Below are 17447 nucleotides of genomic sequence, written 5' to 3'. Positions count from 1 at the left end.
ATTGTTTCCCCAGGTCGCGAGCACGCGAAAAAGACCCCGCTCGCCCGGAAGCCGGGCACAGCGGAGTCTTTTCACGCGGAAGGATTACTTCGGGGCGACGAACGGCTGATTGATCGTCGTGAAGTACTGGATCGCGGCAGCGACCGCCACCGGACCGGTGATCAGGATCTGACCCACGAGCGTGCCGAGCGCGCCGACGGCGATGATGCCGCCGAGGCAGCCGATGGCGGCGGCCGGGATGAACGCGCCGAACAGGCCGACGATCGCGGCGGAGGCGACGGTCGCGCCGGCGATGCCGCCGAGCACGCAACCGATGGCGCCGCCCGCCAGTCCGCCGACGAGCGTGCCGATGGTGGCACCGGCGGAGATAGTGCTGGTCAGACGGGTCCAAGCGGCGACCTCACGGTCGTACTCGGTCTTCCACGGCGCCTTGTCCTCGTACGGCAGAGCGACCGGCTTGTAGACCGCGTGTTCCCGGTCGAACACCGGCGTCAGCGTCGCGGTGCGGCCGGAAACCGCTGCGGCGATCGGGAATTCGAAGTCGTCGAGCTGAAACCGCAGCGGCTGCGCGGCGAGCACGGTACCGTTGGAGGCCTTCACCTCGAGCACCTCGTTCTCCACCACCAGCGAGCCCGCGTCGATTTCGATGATCGACTGGGTATCGGTCGCGTGCGCGGTGAAATTGATTGCGCTTTCCGCGTTTTCTTCTGCCGGGGCGGCACCGGATGTACCAGCGGCCACTCCGGTCGCAATGGTCACCAGCGCCGCCACCACGGCGAGCTTCCTCATCCTCATGTCCTGCAATCCCTCATCTCAGGTCGAGCCGTACCAGCCAAAAGCATCGGGCACCGACTCTGCGATAACGAGGAAAAAACGCAGGGCGATTTCAAATAGGCAACCGGGGAGTTACGGTCACCGGACTACTTCGCTTTGGCTGCCGCTTTCGCCTGCTTCTTGAATTCCCTTACCTGCGCGAGGGATTCGGCGTCGGTCACGTCGGCAACCGAACGGCGCGAGCCCTCGTCGCCGTACGCGCCCGCCGCCGCGCGCCAGCCTTCCGGCCGCACGCCACGTTGCTTGCCGAGGAGGGCCAGGAAGATTTTCGCCTTCTGCTCGCCGTAGCCGGGGAGGTCCCGCAGGCGGCGCAGCACCTCCTTGCCGTCCGGGTCTCCCGCGGTCCAGATGTTCTCGGCCTTGCCGTCGTAGTGCTCGATGACATAGCGAGCCAGCTCCTGGGCGCGCCGGGCCATGGACCGCCCGTAGCGGTGGATCGCGGGCGGGGTAGCGGCGAGGTCCTCGAATTCCTGCGGATCGGCCTCGGCGATGCGCTGGATGTCGAACCCGCCCATCCGGTCGGCGATCTTCTTCGGGCCGCGGAAGGCGTGCTCCATCGGGTACTGCTGGTCCAGCAGCATGCCCAGCAGCGTGGCGAAATGGTCCTCGGTCAGTAGCTGGTCCGCCTCGGCGTCCTGCGCCAGGCACAGCGTGCGCGTCACTGTCCCGCCTCTCCGTCTATTGGGCAGTACCAGACTAGTCGTCAGCGATAGTGACCCACCTCACATCCCCTACGCGCGGGTAGATGACCTGCCGCGTAGGCTCCAGGCCATGCCTCAGACGACGGCGACACCGACCAAGACGACGGCAACGGCCAGGGATGGACACGGGCCCATGAACACCTACGCATTGCGCCCCGATCGGTTCGACCGAGCAGGCCATGACCAGCTCGTCGACGTGCGCGACCTACAGGCCGCGCTGCCCGGTATCCGCCGCTTGCGCACCTGGGCGCACGAAGCGCTCGCGCTGCGGCCGGGCGAACACGCCGTGGACATCGGCTCCGGCACGGGGTCGGAGGTCATCACCTTCGCCGAGGCGGTCGGTCCGAACGGCAGCGCGGTCGGCGTCGAGCCGGACCCGCAGCTGCTCGCCTCCGCCGAGCGCCGTGCCGCCCAGGCCGGCTCGACGGCGAAATTCCACTCCGGGGACGCCTACGGCGTGCCGTTCGGCGCGGACTGCTTCGACGCCGTTCTGTGCGAGCGCGTCTTCCAGCACCTCACCGCCCCCGCCCGCGCGGCCAACGAGATCGCGCGCGTGCTGCGTCCTGGCGGCCGCGTGGTCGTGGTGGACAGCGATTGGGGCACGGCGATCGTGCATCCCGGTGACCGGCGGGTCGTCCGCGAAGTGATCGACACGCTCGTGTCGGCGACCACCAATCCGCTGTCGGGCCGTCGCCTGCCCGGTCTGCTCGCCAAGGCCGGCCTGGTCGTCGACGACATCGGCTCGGAGGCACTGGTGCAGGACCGCAGCGTGGGCGCAGGCTCGCTGATCACCAGGATCTCGGCGATGGCGGTCGCGCGCGGCGCGATCACCGAGGCGGAGCGCGATCAACTGCTCGCCGACCTCGACGCGGGCGCCGCCAACGGCGACATCCATCTCTCGGTGACCATGTTCGCCGTCCTCGCGCACAAACCGCGCTGATCCGGCCGATGGCCGTCGACGTGCTGACCGACGTCGTGATCGACCGATCGCGCGAGCTGGTCGCCGCGTACTCGGCCGATCCGGGGCACGCTCCGGCCTGGTACTCGCGCATCCACAGCGTCACGTGGGAAACGGAGCCGCCGCTGTGCGTGGGCTCGCGGATGACGTTCGTCGCCCACTTTCTCGGCGGCAGGCTTACCTATACCTACGAGGTGGCCGACTACGCGCCCGGCCTGCGGCTGGTGATGCGTGCCGTGACAGGTCCGTTTCCGATGGAGACCACCTACACCTGGGCCGATACGCCCGAAGGCGGTACCCGCATGACGCTGCGCAACCGAGGCGAGCCGAGGGGTCTACGGAAGCTGACCGCGCCCGTGCTGGAAGCAGCGATCCGGCGGGCGAATCGCGCCGACTTGGCGCGGCTGAAGGAACTGCTGGAGACCGGGTAAGCGTCGGGCCTCGGTTAGGTCCCGTTCGCGGCACGGTTTCCGCTAGTGCTGCCAGCTGTGCGGCGCCCAGCGGTGCACGCGTCGCAGCACGGCTCGAAGCGGACTCCCGGCAGCGCGGCCAGCCGTCCAGCTCGTTCGGCCGCGCCTCCGGCGTTCGATACAGACGGGAACGCCCGGCACGAAATCCGTGCCGGGCGTTGTCCGCTCCGCGGCCGCTCCTACTTGCCGAGCAGCTTCTCGGTGGCCGCCAGCAGCACGCACGTGGCCAGCCCGTCCATCGCCTTCTCCAGCTCGGGCAGCTTCGGGAAGCTCGGCGCGATCCGGATGTTCTTGTCCTCCGGATCGTTCCGGTACGGGAATGCCGAACCGGCCGCGGTGAGTGCGATGCCCGCATCCTTGGCGAGGGCGATCACCCGCGCCGCGGTGCCCTCGAGCACGTCGAGGCTGATGAAGTAGCCGCCCTTGGGCTCGGTCCAGGAGGCCACCTTGGAGGCGCCGAGGCGGTCCTCGAGGATCTTCAGCACCAGGGCGAACTTCGGCTCCAGGATGGCGCGGTGCTTCTGCATGTGCGCGCGCACGCCGTCGGCATCGCGGAAGAAGCGCAGGTGGCGCAGCTGATTGATCTTGTCCGGGCCGATGCTCTTCTTCGAGGCGTGGCTCAGGTACCAGTCCAGGTTCGCGGTGGAACCGCCGATGAAGCTCACGCCCGCGCCCGCGAAGGTGATCTTCGAGGTGGAAGCGAACACCAACGGGCGGTTCGGATTTCCGGCGGCGGCGGCCAGCCCGAGCACGTCGATCACCGGGGCCGCGGTGTCGGTGAGCGGGTGCACCGCATACGCGTTGTCCCAGAACAACCGGAAGTCGGACGCTGCGGCGGGCATCGAGACAAGTTCGCGGACAACCTCTTCGGAGAAGACGACGCCGGTCGGGTTGGAGTAGTTCGGCACCGCCCACAGACCCTTGATCTGCGGGTCGCTCGCCAGTAGCTCGGCGATGGCGTGGGTGTCGGGGCCGTCGTGGCGCATCGGGATCGGGATCATTTCGAAGCCGAGCGCCTCGGTGATCGCGAAGTGCCGGTCGTAACCGGGGGCGGGGCACAGGAACTTCAGCGTGTCCTCGGCGGCCCAGCGGCGTTCGGAATCATTCGTGCCGTACAGCATCGCGTAAGTGATCACGTCGTGCATCAGCTCGAGGCTGGCGTTGTTGCCCGCGAGCAGGTTGTCCACCGGGATGCCGAGCAGCTCGCCGAAGATGGCGCGTAGCTCCGGGAGACCGTGCAGGCCACCGTAGTTACGGCAGTCGGTGCCGGTGCCGTCACGGAAATCGCCGTCGCCGGGCAGGTGCAGCAGTTCGGCGGACAGGTCGAGTTGCTCCGGCGAAGGTTTTCCCCGGGTCAGGTCCAGCGTGAGCTTCTCGGTCTTGAGCGTCGCGTAGTTCGCGGTCTGGGTGTCGTGCTCGAGCACGAGCTCCTCATGGCTCATCAAACCGATCTGCGTTTGCCGGGGCATCCTGGGCAGCCTTTCAAGCAGCGAAGGGACGGTGGTTTGGCCGGACCGATATGCGGCGGCGACCGAACAGTTGTCCGCGCAGACGCACGTGCATCCGCGGACGATGTTCACGTTACCCGTGTGGTGCCCGGAATTGGAGGCGTTATCCGAGGGCGGATCGAGAGGCGAAACCGGCCTGGGTCCGTCCGCGGTCCGCACTGGCCGGGCACCCGCGCGGGGCCTTTGAAAGGGGACCCCGCGCACCCGGCAGAGCCCGTTGACCCTTGCTGCCTTCCGGCCCTGGGGGGGTTCACAGGATGCGCGCCGCGCGGGATCCGTCGGCCAGTGTAGCGCCTCCGGCCCGCAAACCCATCTTCCGGGTCCACCACCCCCGACCGACCAGGCACTTCCCCCACGTCACCCCACCTATTTGGCGACCGGCCGGGGGCTACCGGTATGCTGCTCCACGGAGGATTCGCCTAGTGGCCTATGGCGCTCGCCTGGAACGCGGGTTGGGTTAACGCCCTCAGGGGTTCAAATCCCCTATCCTCCGCTGAAGAAGGGCCTGGTCAGGACGGTTTTACCTGTTCCGGCCAGGTCTTTTCTCATTAGTGGCCGAACGCATCGCTGAGATGCCGGCGGAACCCAGTTCTGATGGTCGTGGCACCGCTGGACGGCGACCCACCCGGGGGCAGGCGCCCACTCCATGCCCTGCGTCGGCCTGTCCGACGAATAACGCACCCCGCCTCCGTCAATTCGGAGACGGGGTGGGGTTCGTTGTGTCCGGTGCGCCGGTCTACTTCTCCAGCTTCTCCAACATCCAACTGCCGACGGCGTACATGTCGTCAGCGGGGATGGCGCGCGTGTAGTGCAGCGGTGGGGTTACCCAGCGGATCCGACGCCATCCGATGGATGGACGGATGACCCATCCGCCGTATTCGCGGCGAGAATTCCACTGGAGTTTCCTGGTGTAGCCGGGCGGGCGGGAGAGACCCCGGAACCGGAGGTACAAGGTTTGGCGCAACCAGAGCCAGCGAGTCGACCATGTGACAGGGCCGCTACTGATATAGAGCAGCTTCACGGCGTCAACCTAGCACGGGATGATGGTGGGCGTGGTCTCCTTGCGGACCTCGTTCGACCCGGTGTCCCAGGTAGCCCGCATGACGATCTTGCCCTGCCACATGCCGGGTACGCAGTCCAACGCCATCGTCGCGACGTGGAGGTTCGGGTTGGGGATCTGGGTGACCACGACGTGGTCACCCTTCGGCTTCGGGTTGCTGGTGCCCGACCGGTGCCATAGCTGCAACTCGATGCGGAACTCGAGCGGGGCGGGGTCGCATTTCACTGTTCCGCCGACGACGACGGCGTTGTGCAGCAGGTAGGGCTCCTTGTTGAAGGCGAACGTGCAGGCACGGTCAGCGGTGGCCTGGTATCCGGGGTCGGCGTGCGCGGCGATGGGGACGACCCCGGTGAGCACCGCCGCTGCGGCATACCCTGCGAGCACGTCGCGGCCGATTCGTAACTTCATGTTCTTCTCCTTCTAGGGTGGGCATGCCGACCGCCTCGCCGAGCCGGGGCCGTCGATGTAGCGTCGAGAGGTGGCGCGACTCCGGCCGCGCGCAATATCCGCTGGATCTCCCGCTTGCGGGCACAGCAGCCGAGCCGACAGCCGAGATGCCGGGCCCACTGCTGGCGCGCCTGCTCGACCGTCAGCGGCCGGGGCGGCGGTTCGTGGCTGAGGCGTTCGTCGATCTCGGTGAACCGCAGCCCGGTCGCCGGTGCGCCGGTCAGCAGCCAGGCGGCAACGAATATGCAGGCGATGACGGCGGCGTCCATGGCGGCGATGATCAGCACCGGCCCGGAGGGCATTGCTGTCCGTCCACCACTGCGGCGACGAGGTCGGTCCACTGGGTGGCGAGGTAACCCACATGAGACCACGCTGAATGCAAAGCCTCCTTGGCCAATTCGTCCTGCGCCATCAGAAGCGACTCGGCGTCGATATAAGCGGCGACGAGCGCGTCAGCCACAGGCCCGACCGCATCGGCGTAGACACGGGGCGGTGCAAGGTGCGTGGCGACCCACTGGTTGATCGATGTCACGAGTTCGGCTCGGCGCCGGTCTATCTCGCTGACACATTCAGGACTGACGCGACGGGTGCGATGCAGCTGCGCGAGCGCACGCATCCACCGAGTGACCAGGTGATCGCCCGGCTTATCGCCGGTGAAGTAGCGGATTGCCGCGCTGACCTCATGCCAGTCCGGCAGACCGTGCCGGAATCGGTAGCCCCCGACCACAAGGATGAACCGGGCACGCTCCAGATCGAGATCTGTTGGTTCGGTGCCGCACTCGCCGCAGTGCGACTCCCACAGGTCCCGGGTGTCTCGCGAAATACGCATGGCTGCCTCCGTGACAGATGGTTCGGGCGCACCGGCGCCGGAGTCGTCCGCCTTGATCCGAACGAGATCCGGTCTCCGCGGGGCCGGGTGCGGATCCACGGCGTGATGAGGAGAAAACCCCTGCGGTCCAGCACCGGTGTGCTCTCGTACCATCTCGCGTAATCGTCACGGCGGGAATGGCATTGCGGGCTACCCTGGTCCAATTCGCGGTCTACTCCGGTCTACTTCGGGTTCATTCGGCGAGTTCGGGGGGTCACAGTTGGATATGCAGGTCGCATGGACCGGCACGCGGGCGACAGCGCTGCGCGATGCTCTTGGGCTCACACAACGACGGTTCGCGCAGAAGTCGGGCGTTGGGCTGTCCACCGTGAAGAAGTGGCGAGCAGAAGGCGATACCGTGCTCAACACGAACTCTGCGGGCATCATGAACACGCTGCTCGCACGAGCCACCTCCGAACAGCGTGCACGGTTCACCGAGAGCATCAACCCCGTCGGGACGGATACGGTGGTTACGCAGTGGCCTCCCGATATGTGGACGGCTGAAGCTACTGTGGTCGCCGCCGATCTGACCCGGGAGGACCTGATGATTGATCGCCGCAAGGTCGGCCGCGCGCTACTCGGCATAGTCGCCGGTGCACCGCTGCTCGAACCGCTCGAGCGGTGGCTACGTACCGCACCGGAGACGCTGAAGGTGCCGGGGCGCGCTCGTCCCGGTATCGGTCTACAAGAGGTCGAGGAGCTGCGCACCACGGCTCACATATTCCGGGCATGGGATGACCAGCACGGGGGCGGCCTGCGCCGCAAAGCGGTTGTCGGGCAGCTGGCCGAGGTGAATGAACTGCTCACCGAGTCGCATCCGGCGGAGATCCGCCGCGAACTCGCGGCCACTATGGCAGAACTGGCGGAAACCGCGGCGATGATGTCGTGGGACTCCGGGCATCAGCGGCTGGCGCAGCGCTATTACGCGCTGGCGGTCCGGGCCGCGCGGGAAGCCGACGACCGTGCGTTCGCGGCGGTGGTGTTGGCCGGGATGGCGCGTCAGCTGCTGTCGCTGAAGCAGCCGGGGGACGCCCTCGAACTGGTCCGCCTGGCGCAGGACTACGCGGCCGGGCATCTCACCCCGACGACCGAGGCGATGCTATTCACGCGGGAGGCATGGGCGTACGGGCAACTCGGCCGCCGAACCGCGTTCCGGCGCTCCTGCGACAAGGCGCACGCGACGTTCGCCGACTCCGACCATTCGATGGATCCCGACTGGATTCGCTACTTCGACAGCGCCGAACTGGCGGGCACGATCGGCGGCCGACTGCTGGATATCGCGCGCCGCGATGGCGACCGTGCGGCCGCGTCCGAAGCCGCGGACTGCATCGGGCGGGCGATCGAGTCACGAAAGCCAGGTCGGCGGCGCAGCGCGGCCCTGGACCAATTGGGCATGGTCGAGGCCCGAATCATCGAGGGCGAGCTCGAGGAAGCATGCCGCGTCGGTCATACTGCCTTGCAGGCGGTCGAACAGACCGCATCCGACCGTGTCGCGAAGAAGCTGGCGCGGGTGTACAACCGCACCGGGCAGTTCGTGACGGTGGGACCGGTGGTCGAGTTGCGGGAGCGGATGCGGCCAATGGTTGCCGCGACAGCATAGGAGCACATCTGCATGGTGCGGATCGGCGTCACCGGGCACATGAACATCACCGAGGCTACGGCGTCGTTGGTGTACGACGCGGTGCGTGCGCTGCTCGACGAGCACGATGCGCGCGATCTGGTCGGAGTGAGTTGTATTGCGCGCGGGTCCGATTCGGTGTTCGCGCGGGCGGTGCTCGATGCGGGTGGTCGGCTCGAGGTGGTGTTGCCGTCCCGGAATTACCGCGAGCGCAAGGTGAAACCGGATCACGCCGAGCTGTTCGATGAGCTCGTGAAACGCGCGACCGCCTTGCGTGTGATGGATTTCGACGACGCGGGCCGGGAAGCGTACGAGGCGGCCAACGATGTCGTGGTCGGGTCGGTCGATCGACTTGTCGCCGTGTGGGATGGCGATGCCGGGCAGAGGGCAGGCACCGGGGCGGTGGTCGGGCTCGCGCGTGAACGTGGTGTGCCGGTCGATGTCGTGTGGCCGAACGGCGCCGCACGGGACTGATGCCGGTCGAGCTTCCAGATTCCCTCGGAGTAGCCGGACGATTCTGGTTCGTCCGATCTGGGCTGTGCGACTGCCCATTCCGATGGAATGATCTTCTCCGTGACTCAGTGGCTCCCGCTCTTCGGTTCTCTCATCGTTGCCATTGCGGCATTGGTCGGCGTGCTGGTCAACAACCGCACCAACCGTGCGGCGCTCACCGCCGCGGACGAGCGGAACCGGGTCACCTTGGACGCGGCGCAGCGCAATGTGGAGTCGACCAACGCGGCGGCCGAGCGGCGCGAGCACGACAAGTGGCGGCGGGAATCGGTGCTGACCGCGGTCTCGTCCGTGCTGTCCATCTCGAGCGACGTTCGCCAGCAGTTGTTGCATTGCGAACTCTGGGAGGCCGACGAGCTGGATGAGGTCGATGCGGAGATCCGGCAGATCATCACCGGCTCGCGAGGCTACATCAGCAACCTGCGCGTCATGTCGCATCGCAAGATCCCCAATCGCTGCGAGGACCTGATGCGCACGCTCACCGCGGCGCTCAACATCAGTTTGCAGCGCCGCCGGATCGAATTCGACGGCGAGGCCACCGCCGAAGAGATCGCCGAGATCCAGGCGCTGTGGTCGCGGGCGATCGAGAACACCGTCGAGGAGGAGCGCTCGGTCATCAACGCCACCCGGCTCGAACTGGATATCAAGATATCCGCCGAAGTGCACCAGGCCGCGCCGCAGCCGGCCCTCGCCCGTTCTTGACCGGCGGCCTCGTCACACCGACGGCGACGCCGGAGCGGAGTCGACCCCGCGTGAGGTGCGCTTCGAGCAGCGCGGCACGCAGGTGGGCGGCGTAGGCGTCGAGGTCGGGCAGCACCGCCGGGTCGGCGTGCAGCGAGATGGTGACGGTGTCGCCGAGTCCGTGCACGCCGTGGGTGAGATGCATGACGGAACCGAGGGCCGGGAACCCGGCCGTGAACCGTACCGCGCCGCCACCGAACGAAAGATCGGCTGGACCACGGTCGACACTCGAGACGACGGTGTGACCCTCGATCGAGTCGGGCACGGCGTCGAGGGGGTAGCGATCCACGTCCCGGCGCAGCAGCGGGGCCGGCATGGCCGCGGTGACCCGGTCCTGCGCGGACAGCAGCGGGTGTTGTGCGCGGACGCGCCGGTCGGCGAGCGCCGCGGCGATCTTGTCGGCGCGCAGGCGCAGATCGGGCTCGTCGATGAACAGGTCGACGCCGAGACCGCGATAATTGTTGCGTGCGCGGCCTGCTTCGGGAAGCGCCATCGGCACCTGCGCACCGAGCCGCTCCACCGGCTCGCCCAGCTCGGCCAGGTAGCGGGCGAGCGCCAGCGACACCGCGGTCAAGACGACCACCGTGACGGTGCGGCCGGGCACCCGCAAGTCGGCGGAGGGGAATACCAGCATTCGAGCTTCGTGCCGCGAGATACCTTGCGGTGAAGACCGATTCAGCACACTCGGCGGAAAACCGGCTGCGGGTGGCGGCACGTCACCCGACTCGGTCAGTTCCGCGAGCCGCCGCTGCGCCCGAAATGCCTGGTAACCGCGCACCGCGGTCGCGGCCACCCGGACCGGCATGCGCAGCACACCAACCGCTGAGCCGACCAGCACCCCGACCGCCGATACCCTTGCCGACATCGCGTCACCGATCGTCCGCACCCGTGCGGTGACCTCCGGCCACCGCACCTGGGTCTCCAGCCGCGACCCGGGCGCGGTCCTGGCGTCATCCGCCGAACCCGCCGCTTCGGGCGCCGCCGACTCCGTCCGGCTTCCGTCTTCGACCGCGGGAGTCTCCGAGAACAACGCACGCGCGATCGCCGAGGACCGCCGCCCATCGGCCAGGGCATGGGACATCTGGAGCACCGCCACCAGCGCGGGCTCGCCTTCCAGCCCCGGCGCGTCGGCGATGGCACGGAACACGTGCAGCCGCCACGGGTGCGCGGCGGCATCGACTCCGGTACCGAGCAGATCGCCGAGGACCTCCAGCAAGCACGACCAACTGCGCTCCGGCAGTTGATGTTCCACGAATTGCTCGGCGCCGAATTCGCATCGGGTCCACATCGGGTAATCGATGTCCGCGGGCAGTTCGCGCAGCCGGACCCGAAGGTCGTCGATCCCCGCGCTCCGTTCGGCCACGGCGGCGCGCAGTTCCACCGTGGGCAGTCCACGATCGGCGAAGCAATACAACAGAAAAAGGTCGTTGCGCGTACGTTCGGACAACCAATACATCGTCGCGTCCTGCGGTGCCATCGCGCTCACAGGTAAACGATATCGACTCGGACCGGATCACCTCCGGCGGGCCGGAGCAATGTGAATGATCTTGTTCCACAATTCCGTCCGGAAAATCCCATCGATTCCGCCACGCGGCTCTGCTACCGTCTGTAGTAGGAACGGATACCACTCACCCAGGCGGGGTGTCGGCCATGGCTATAGATCTAGCTCGCAGAATCGCCAAACAAGCCGATGAGGCGGACCAGCGATATAAGGCCGCCGCGTTCGTCAAGCGGTCGATCAACAAGGTGTTCCCGACGCATTGGTCGTTCCTGCTCGGCGAGATCGCGCTCTACAGCTTCATCATCCTGCTGCTGTCGGGCGTCTACCTGACACTGTTCTTCGACCCGTCCATGACGGAGGTGGTCTACAACGGCGCCTACCAGCCGCTGCGCGGCGTGACCATGTCCCGGGCGTACGAGACGGCGCTGAATCTGTCCTTCGAGGTTCGTGGCGGCCTGTTCGTGCGGCAGGTGCATCACTGGGCAGCGCTGCTGTTCGCGACCTCGATCATCGTGCACCTGTTCCGTATCTTCTTCACCGGCGCGTTCCGCAAGCCGCGTGAGGCGAACTGGGTGCTCGGCTCGCTGCTGCTGATCCTGGCGATGTTCGAGGGCTTCTTCGGTTACTCGCTGCCCGACGACCTGCTCTCCGGCACCGGCCTGCGGGCCGCGTTCTCCGGTATCACGATCTCGATCCCGATCATCGGCACCTGGCTGCACTGGCTGATGTTCGGCGGCGACTTTCCCGGCGAGATCATCATTCCCCGGCTCTACATCGCGCACGTGCTGCTGTTCCCCGGCATCATCCTGGCGTTGATCGCCGCGCACGTGGCGCTGGTGTGGTACCAGAAGCACACCCAGTTCCCCGGGCCAGGCCGCACGGAGAACAATGTGGTGGGCGCGCGGATCGTGCCGGTGTTCGCCGCCGACCAGGGCGCGTTCTTCGCCTTCACCCTCGGCATCGTTGGCATCATGGGTGGCGTGTTCCAGATCAACCCGATCTGGAACCTGGGTCCGTACAACCCGTCGCAGGTGTCGGCGGGTTCGCAGCCGGACTTCTACATGATGTGGACCGACGGCATGGCGCGATTGATGCCGCCGTGGGAGCTGTACCTGGGCCGCTACACCGTGCCCGCCGTCTTCTGGGTCGCCGTGATCATGGGTCTGGTGTTCACGGTGCTGATCGCCTACCCGTGGATCGAGAAGCGGCTCACCGGCGATGTCAGCGCGCACCACAACCTGCTGCAACGCCCCCGCGACGTGCCCGTTCGCACGGCCATCGGCGCGATGGCCATCGCGTTCTATACGGTGCTCACGCTGTCGTGCGTCAACGACATCATCGCGTACAAGTTCCACATCTCGCTCAACGCGACGACCTGGGCCGGACGCATCGGCCTGCTGCTCGTGCCCCCGATCGCCTACTTCCTGGCCTACCGCATTTGCCTCGGCATACAGCGCAGCGACCGGGCCGTGCTCGACCACGGGGTGGAGACCGGCGTGCTCGTGCGCCTGCCGCACGGCGAGTACATCGAGGTGCACCAGCCGCTCGGCCCGGTGGACAAGCACGGCCACCCGGTTCCGCTGGAGTACCAGGGCGCGCCCGTGCCGAAGAAGATGAGCAAGCTGGGCGCGGCGGGCAAGCCGGGCACCGGCAGCTTCCTGCGCGCGGATCCGCGGGACGAGAGCGCGAAGCACTTCGAGATCGAGCACGAAGAGGAACGCAAGCAACTCGCGGTGCTGCGCAAGGTTCAGGAACGGGCGAACGGCGACGGAAACGGTTCCGCCCACTGAGCATTCGGCACCCGACCCGCCCGGAAAACCGCGAAGGCCCCGAGTCCGATACGACCCGGGGCCCGCTTTGCCTTGTTCAGGCGATTCCGGAACAGTTCATCCGCACCGGAACGCTCCCGTCGAGACCCCCACTAGGAATGCATCCCACTCACCCGGCGCAAACGCCAAGACCGGACCGCGTCCACTGGCTTTGGTGTCACGAACCGCGACACGGCCGTCGACGAGAAAAGCAACTTCCACACACGCTCCATCCGGGCCGCTGTATGTGCTCTTGCGCCATACAGCGCCCGTCCAACCAACCTCCACGGTACTAGCTCCTTTGCTGCGTCGAGAGCGAGATTTCTCCTGACATCGTTCCAGCTAGCAGCGGTATCCGACTGGAAAGCCGAATCCCGTGGTGCACCCTTTGCCGGAGCCCACTTTCCCGGTGCGTCGATATCGCACATCGAGTTCGAGAGGAAATTAACCTCGCACGGGGCCCGTCCCCGCGCGGTAACACTAGCAGGTCTTTCGAAAGTTTGCCCGGCTCTTGCCTATTCAATCATCGCAACCACACACGTTTGCGAAGCAACGGGGTTGCGGGAACATTGCCGATCCTAGGTATTCATTCCAAACACCGGCGTACCACAATGTTTTTAACGGATGTGATTGCTCTGTTATCGGCCGACAATTCCCATCCGGCCGAGGGCCGCGTCGACGGCGGCACAGCGGCCGTGCATGATGGAACCTATGGTCGAACGCGAGCGAGACGACGCAGGTCGCGCCCGTAATGCCCGTCCGCGCGACCGCCTCGGGCGTCCGCTGCCTCCCGGCAGTACCGGAGTTGCCCGAATTCCGGACGATCTCGATCTTCCACCCCAGCAAACCTTGACCTTCGCCCAGCAACTGCTGGACGAGGGACTCGCATTCAATGCACACGAGGTTTTAGAGGCCGCATGGAAGAACGGATCGTTCGCCGAGCGGATGCTGTGGCAGGCGCTCGCGCAGTTCGCTGTCGGTCTGACGCACATACAGCGCGGAAATCCCAAAGGGGCGCGTACACTGCTCGCCCGCGCGGTGTCGCGGATGACGGCATACCGACCGGAGAGCGGGCAGGTGCCCTACGATATCGACCTCCCGGGATTGGTCGCCCACGCCGAAGCTCTGCTCGCGACGCTGGAAGCCGGCGGCGAACCGGCGGACGCCGACCTGCGGCCGCGTCTGCGCGGCTGATCGCCTCGCTCCTACCATGGCCGAGGTGCGCTTCTCATCGTCCATCAGACGAGCCCGTGACTGAGCCGGGTGCGGGCCGGTATGCGCCGAGCCCGTCCGGGGACCTGCACCTGGGCAATCTCCGCACCGCACTGCTGGCATGGGCATTCGCTCGTTCCACCGGCCGCCGCTTCCTGCTCCGGATCGATGACCTGGATCGAGTGCGGCCCGGTGCGGAGCAGCGGCAGCTCGACGATCTCGCCGCGATCGGCGTGGATTGGGACGGGCCCGTGGTACGACAGTCCGATCGGTTGCCGCAGTACGCGGCGGCCATCGAACGCCTCACCGCCGCCGGGCTCACCTACGAATGCTTCTGCACGCGAAGGGAAATACAGAAAGCCGCGACGGCGCCGCACGGACCGATGGGCGCCTATCCCGGTACTTGCCGCACCCTGATTCCCTTGGAGCGCGAGCGGTTGCGCGCGCGGGGCCGCCCGGCCGCACTCCGCCTGCGCGCCACGGCCACCGAGTTCGAGGTGCACGACGAGTTGCACGGTCGCTACCGGGGCCCGGTCGACGACGTGGTGCTGCGGCGCGGTGACGGCATCCCCGCCTACAACCTCGCCGTCGTGGTGGACGACGCGGCGCAGGGCGTCGACCAAGTGGTTCGCGGCGACGACCTGCTGCCATCGACCCCGCGACAGGCATATCTCGCGATGCTGCTCGATCTGCCGGTGCCGCACTATGCCCACGTGCCGCTGGTGCTCAATTCGGAGGGGCGGCGGCTGGCGAAACGGGATGGGGCGGTGACACTCCGCGAACGATTGGCGCTCGGCAACACGCCGGAGGAAGTAGTCTCGGCACTGGCCGCTTCGCTCGGCTTCACCGCGACATCGTCGTCCGAGCTACTCGAGCGTTTCGACACCCGGCGGCTACCCCGTGAACCGTCGGTATTCGACGTGGACGGGTTGTTGCGAAGCAGCCCATGTCCGTAACGTACGCATCGTCCAACTACTGATCAATCGACGAGGACAAACAACTATGACAAGCGGTGGGTACGACCCCAACCAGTATCCGCAGGGCGGGCAGCCGTACGGCCAGCCGTACCCCCAGGGGGGCGACCAGTACGGCCAGCAGCCGCAATACGGGCAGCAGCCCCAGTACGGCCAGCAGCAGCCGCAATACGGGCAACAGCCTCAGTACGGGCAGCAGCAGCCGCAATACGGCCAGCAGCCGCAGTACGGACAGCAGCAGCAATACGGACAGCAGCCCCAGTACGGACAGGAACCGCTCGGCCAGTACCCGCAGCAGCCCGGTTTCAACAACTACGGCGGTCAGCCGGGCGACCTCGGCACCCGTATCGGCGCGCGCGTCATCGACGCGCTCATCCTCTACATCCCCTACATCATCCTGTACACCCTGGTCAACAACTCGCTGGGCCTGACCATCGGTCTCAGCGTGGTGTGGACCTTGGTCCAGCTCGGCTACTTCGTCGGCATGGAGACCTCGCAGGGCACCACGCTCGGTAAGAAGATCCTCGGTCTGAAGGTGCTCGCTCCGGGCGGCGCCGCGAAGATCGACCCGGCTACCTCGCTGAAGCGCAACATCTTCGTCGCGGCCAACATCATCCCGTGCGTCGGCGGCCTCGTCTCGCTCGTTTTGGCGATCTACATCATGGTCACCATCTCGCAGGACCCGAACAAGCAGGGCTGGCACGACAAGTTCGCCGGCGGCACCCAGGTCGTGAAGGCCTGATCCGCTGCGGTTGGCTCGAACACACAGGGGCGCACCCGATCGGGTGCGCCCCTGTTGCTTTCGGCCACCCGCGCCGCTACGAGCTGGTCGTCCCCGCGATGATCACGACGACGAACCACAGGATGGCGAGCACGATGGCGCCGACGCCGATCCAGATGCCCGCGAGCGCCATACCGCGGCCCTCCTGGCCGTTCTGCTTGATCTGGTTCAACGCGATCACGCCGAGGATGATGCCGACGATCGAGCCGAGCCCGCAGGTGACGAACCCGACCAGCGACGAGATCAGCGCACCGATCGCCATGCCGTTGGTGCCCTGCGCCGGGACTCCGTAGGGCTGGTACGGAGCCTGGTAGCCGTATTGCGGCTGCGGGTACGGCTGCGCGGGCTGCTGGTAGGAGGGGTACTGCGGCTGCGGAGGCGGCGTCATCGGCTGCGAGGGCGGCTGTACCGGGTACTGCGGCGCCGACGGGTAGCCCGACGGCTGCTGCTCCGGGCTCGGGTATTGCGGGACCGAATTCTGTCCCCCGGACTCCGGCGACACGCCTTGGCCACCGTACTGCTTCCACCACTCGTCGGAGTCCCCGGGATTCGTCATTGCTACAGCGTATTCCACAACCTGGTTGGATGATGCGGGTGAGTGAGTCGAAAACCACACAAGAGCACGGCGGGCCTGGACGCCCCGCGGACCACGCGGCATTTGCCCAGGTAGCGCGGGGGTACTACGCACCGATCGTGGCCCTTTTCACGGCAACCCTGATCATTTCCAATATCTGCGCCACCAAGGGGGTGGAGTTCTTCGGCGACCGGTCGGTGTCGCTGGGGCCGCTGCAAATCCTCCCGATCGCCACCGACGGCGCATTCTTCCTGTTCCCGCTGGCCTACATCCTCGGCGATGTGCTGAGCGAGGTGTACGGCTTCCGCGCCACCCGGCGGGCCATCTACTACGGCTTCGCCGCCCTGCTGCTGACGGTCGTGTGCTTCGCCATCGCGATCCGGCTGCCCGCCGCGAGCTTCTACGACAACCAAGAGGCGTTCCGCACCGTCCTCGGGACGACGCCTCGGCTCGTCATCGCGGGCCTGGCCGGGTACTTCGTCGGCCAGCTGTTGAATTCCGCGACGTTGGTGCTGATCAAGGAGCGGACGAAGGAAAAGTACCTGTGGGCCAGGCTGATCGGATCGACCATCGTCGGCGAGTTCGCCGACACGCTGATCTTCTGCTCGATCGCCGCGGGCGCCATCGGCATCGATACCTGGCAGCAGTTCATCAACTATGTGATCGTCGGCTTCATCTGGAAGACCCTCTGCGAGGTGTTCGTGCTCCCGATCACCTACCGAGTGATCGCGTTGCTCAAGAAGCACGAACCGAGCTACGCGCCGACCGAAGTGGATCCGCTGCGCACCTGACGAAATTCCCGGCAACGCCCCGAGGGCGATTCCGCCATCCGCTCCAGCAGGCTGGCGCCGGCCTCGCCGAGATGGGCGAGGCCGGCGTGCC

The 17447-nt window shown here is 66.8% G+C and carries 19 protein-coding genes, 1 tRNA gene and 1 other RNA gene; 11 read left to right on the top strand and 10 right to left on the bottom strand.

Features of this window, described 5'->3' with window-relative positions:
• Positions 1–84 precede the first annotated feature (84 nt).
• The gene (locus tag ACWEH3_RS14275) at positions 85–795 is read right to left on the bottom strand and encodes a hypothetical protein (protein WP_450017900.1); all 711 of its coding nucleotides are present in this window, start codon (positions 793–795) and stop codon (positions 85–87) included.
• Positions 796–920: 125 nt separating this feature from the next.
• Positions 921–1496 (bottom strand): HhH-GPD-type base excision DNA repair protein, encoded by a 576-nt coding sequence (locus ACWEH3_RS14270; RefSeq protein ID WP_450017902.1) that lies wholly within the window; start codon positions 1494–1496, stop codon positions 921–923.
• A gap of 172 nt (positions 1497–1668) precedes the next feature.
• On the opposite strand from ACWEH3_RS14270, the gene ACWEH3_RS14265 reads away from it, so the two are divergent.
• Together ACWEH3_RS14265 and ACWEH3_RS14260 are read left to right on the top strand one after the other, a co-directional pair.
• The gene (locus ACWEH3_RS14265) at positions 1669–2475 is read left to right on the top strand and encodes a methyltransferase domain-containing protein (RefSeq protein ID WP_450018027.1); all 807 of its coding nucleotides are present in this window, start codon (positions 1669–1671) and stop codon (positions 2473–2475) included.
• 8 nt (positions 2476–2483) lie between these two features.
• On the top strand, positions 2484–2924 hold the full coding sequence (locus ACWEH3_RS14260) for an SRPBCC family protein (RefSeq protein ID WP_450017904.1): 441 nt from the start codon (positions 2484–2486) through the stop codon (positions 2922–2924).
• A 218-nt stretch (positions 2925–3142) separates the two neighbouring features.
• On the opposite strand, the gene ACWEH3_RS14255 is transcribed toward ACWEH3_RS14260, so the two are convergent.
• Together ACWEH3_RS14255 and ffs are read right to left on the bottom strand one after the other, a co-directional pair.
• Positions 3143–4432: an aminotransferase class I/II-fold pyridoxal phosphate-dependent enzyme gene (locus ACWEH3_RS14255; protein WP_450017906.1), complete on the bottom strand. Its 1290-nt coding sequence runs from the start codon at positions 4430–4432 to the stop codon at positions 3143–3145.
• 224 nt (positions 4433–4656) lie between these two features.
• An RNA gene (ffs, locus tag ACWEH3_RS14250) (signal recognition particle sRNA small type) lies at positions 4657–4751 on the bottom strand.
• A gap of 128 nt (positions 4752–4879) precedes the next feature.
• On the opposite strand from ffs, the gene ACWEH3_RS14245 reads away from it, so the two are divergent.
• Positions 4880–4964: transfer RNA gene (locus ACWEH3_RS14245), tRNA-Ser, on the top strand.
• 537 nt (positions 4965–5501) lie between these two features.
• Here the strand turns inward: ACWEH3_RS14245 and ACWEH3_RS14240 are convergent.
• From ACWEH3_RS14240 to ACWEH3_RS14230, 3 genes are read right to left on the bottom strand one after another with little or no spacing between them, the layout of a single operon-like run.
• Positions 5502–5939 carry a hypothetical protein gene (locus tag ACWEH3_RS14240; protein WP_450017908.1) on the bottom strand — a complete coding sequence of 146 codons (438 nt, stop codon included), beginning with the start codon at positions 5937–5939 and terminating at the stop codon, positions 5502–5504.
• Entirely contained in the window at positions 5936–6280 is a 345-nt protein-coding gene (locus ACWEH3_RS14235) for a hypothetical protein (RefSeq protein WP_450017910.1), read from the bottom strand. The genes ACWEH3_RS14240 and ACWEH3_RS14235 overlap by 4 nt, the downstream gene beginning before the upstream one ends.
• The gene (locus ACWEH3_RS14230; RefSeq protein WP_450017912.1) at positions 6259–6807 is read right to left on the bottom strand and encodes a hypothetical protein; all 549 of its coding nucleotides are present in this window, start codon (positions 6805–6807) and stop codon (positions 6259–6261) included. Before ACWEH3_RS14230 ends, ACWEH3_RS14235 begins: the two co-directional genes overlap by 22 nt.
• A 397-nt stretch (positions 6808–7204) precedes the next feature.
• On the opposite strand from ACWEH3_RS14230, the gene ACWEH3_RS14225 reads away from it, so the two are divergent.
• From ACWEH3_RS14225 to ACWEH3_RS14215, 3 genes are all read left to right on the top strand, one after another.
• On the top strand, positions 7205–8446 hold the full coding sequence (locus ACWEH3_RS14225; protein ID WP_450017914.1) for a hypothetical protein: 1242 nt from the start codon (positions 7205–7207) through the stop codon (positions 8444–8446).
• A 69-nt stretch (positions 8447–8515) separates the two neighbouring features.
• Positions 8516–8938 carry a hypothetical protein gene (locus ACWEH3_RS14220; RefSeq protein ID WP_450017916.1) on the top strand — a complete coding sequence of 141 codons (423 nt, stop codon included), beginning with the start codon at positions 8516–8518 and terminating at the stop codon, positions 8936–8938.
• A gap of 99 nt (positions 8939–9037) precedes the next feature.
• Positions 9038–9676: a hypothetical protein gene (locus ACWEH3_RS14215; RefSeq protein ID WP_450017918.1), complete on the top strand. Its 639-nt coding sequence runs from the start codon at positions 9038–9040 to the stop codon at positions 9674–9676.
• Here ACWEH3_RS14215 and ACWEH3_RS14210 read toward each other — a convergent pair.
• Positions 9618–11192, bottom strand: coding sequence for a wax ester/triacylglycerol synthase domain-containing protein (locus ACWEH3_RS14210; RefSeq protein ID WP_450018029.1), 1575 nt, complete (start codon positions 11190–11192; stop codon positions 9618–9620). The genes ACWEH3_RS14215 and ACWEH3_RS14210 overlap by 59 nt on opposite strands.
• Before the next feature lie 173 nt (positions 11193–11365).
• Between ACWEH3_RS14210 and qcrB the strand changes: the two genes are divergently transcribed.
• Positions 11366–13006 (top strand): cytochrome bc1 complex cytochrome b subunit, encoded by a 1641-nt coding sequence (gene qcrB / locus ACWEH3_RS14205; protein WP_450017920.1) that lies wholly within the window; start codon positions 11366–11368, stop codon positions 13004–13006.
• Between the two features lie 96 nt (positions 13007–13102).
• On the opposite strand, the gene ACWEH3_RS14200 is transcribed toward qcrB, so the two are convergent.
• Positions 13103–13312, bottom strand: coding sequence for a DUF397 domain-containing protein (locus ACWEH3_RS14200; RefSeq protein WP_356963395.1), 210 nt, complete (start codon positions 13310–13312; stop codon positions 13103–13105).
• A 423-nt stretch (positions 13313–13735) separates the two neighbouring features.
• Between ACWEH3_RS14200 and ACWEH3_RS14195 the strand changes: the two genes are divergently transcribed.
• Genes ACWEH3_RS14195 through ACWEH3_RS14185 form a run of 3 tightly spaced genes read left to right on the top strand, consistent with a single transcriptional unit; the run spans position 13736 to position 15952 of the window.
• Entirely contained in the window at positions 13736–14218 is a 483-nt protein-coding gene (locus ACWEH3_RS14195) for a DUF309 domain-containing protein (RefSeq protein ID WP_450017922.1), read from the top strand.
• A gap of 56 nt (positions 14219–14274) precedes the next feature.
• Positions 14275–15192, top strand: coding sequence for a tRNA glutamyl-Q(34) synthetase GluQRS (gene gluQRS / locus ACWEH3_RS14190; protein ID WP_450017924.1), 918 nt, complete (start codon positions 14275–14277; stop codon positions 15190–15192).
• Between the two features lie 46 nt (positions 15193–15238).
• A complete protein-coding gene (locus ACWEH3_RS14185; protein WP_450017926.1) occupies positions 15239–15952 on the top strand; it encodes an RDD family protein in 714 nt (237 codons plus the stop codon).
• 76 nt (positions 15953–16028) lie between these two features.
• Here the strand turns inward: ACWEH3_RS14185 and ACWEH3_RS14180 are convergent, their stop codons facing one another.
• On the bottom strand, positions 16029–16547 hold the full coding sequence (locus ACWEH3_RS14180; RefSeq protein ID WP_450017928.1) for a DUF4190 domain-containing protein: 519 nt from the start codon (positions 16545–16547) through the stop codon (positions 16029–16031).
• Between the two features lie 29 nt (positions 16548–16576).
• On the opposite strand from ACWEH3_RS14180, the gene ACWEH3_RS14175 reads away from it, so the two are divergent.
• A complete protein-coding gene (locus tag ACWEH3_RS14175) occupies positions 16577–17356 on the top strand; it encodes a queuosine precursor transporter (RefSeq protein WP_450017930.1) in 780 nt (259 codons plus the stop codon).
• Positions 17357–17447: the final 91 nt, after the last annotated feature.

It is taken from the genome of Nocardia sp. NPDC004718 (genome assembly GCF_053601535.1).
Note: the sequence above shows the minus strand (reverse complement) of the source record. Positions and strands in the feature narration are given on the sequence as shown.

Excerpts from the sequence above, each read along its gene's own strand:
- ACWEH3_RS14180 (WP_450017928.1), bottom strand. The coding sequence starts at position 16,547 with ATGACGAATCCCGGGGACTCCGACGAGTGGTGGAAGCAGTACGGTGGC.
- ACWEH3_RS14255 (WP_450017906.1), bottom strand. The coding sequence starts at position 4,432 with ATGCCCCGGCAAACGCAGATCGGTTTGATGAGCCATGAGGAGCTCGTG.
- ACWEH3_RS14230 (WP_450017912.1), bottom strand. The coding sequence starts at position 6,807 with ATGCGTATTTCGCGAGACACCCGGGACCTGTGGGAGTCGCACTGCGGC.
- ACWEH3_RS14265 (WP_450018027.1), top strand. The coding sequence starts at position 1,669 with ATGAACACCTACGCATTGCGCCCCGATCGGTTCGACCGAGCAGGCCAT.
- ACWEH3_RS14185 (WP_450017926.1), top strand. The coding sequence starts at position 15,239 with ATGACAAGCGGTGGGTACGACCCCAACCAGTATCCGCAGGGCGGGCAG.
- ACWEH3_RS14235 (WP_450017910.1), bottom strand. The coding sequence starts at position 6,280 with ATGCCCTCCGGGCCGGTGCTGATCATCGCCGCCATGGACGCCGCCGTC.
- qcrB (WP_450017920.1), top strand. The coding sequence starts at position 11,366 with ATGGCTATAGATCTAGCTCGCAGAATCGCCAAACAAGCCGATGAGGCG.
- ACWEH3_RS14240 (WP_450017908.1), bottom strand. The coding sequence starts at position 5,939 with ATGAAGTTACGAATCGGCCGCGACGTGCTCGCAGGGTATGCCGCAGCG.
- ACWEH3_RS14195 (WP_450017922.1), top strand. The coding sequence starts at position 13,736 with ATGGTCGAACGCGAGCGAGACGACGCAGGTCGCGCCCGTAATGCCCGT.
- ACWEH3_RS14260 (WP_450017904.1), top strand. The coding sequence starts at position 2,484 with ATGGCCGTCGACGTGCTGACCGACGTCGTGATCGACCGATCGCGCGAG.
- ACWEH3_RS14275 (WP_450017900.1), bottom strand. The coding sequence starts at position 795 with ATGAGGATGAGGAAGCTCGCCGTGGTGGCGGCGCTGGTGACCATTGCG.
- ACWEH3_RS14175 (WP_450017930.1), top strand. The coding sequence starts at position 16,577 with ATGATGCGGGTGAGTGAGTCGAAAACCACACAAGAGCACGGCGGGCCT.
- ACWEH3_RS14210 (WP_450018029.1), bottom strand. The coding sequence starts at position 11,192 with ATGGCACCGCAGGACGCGACGATGTATTGGTTGTCCGAACGTACGCGC.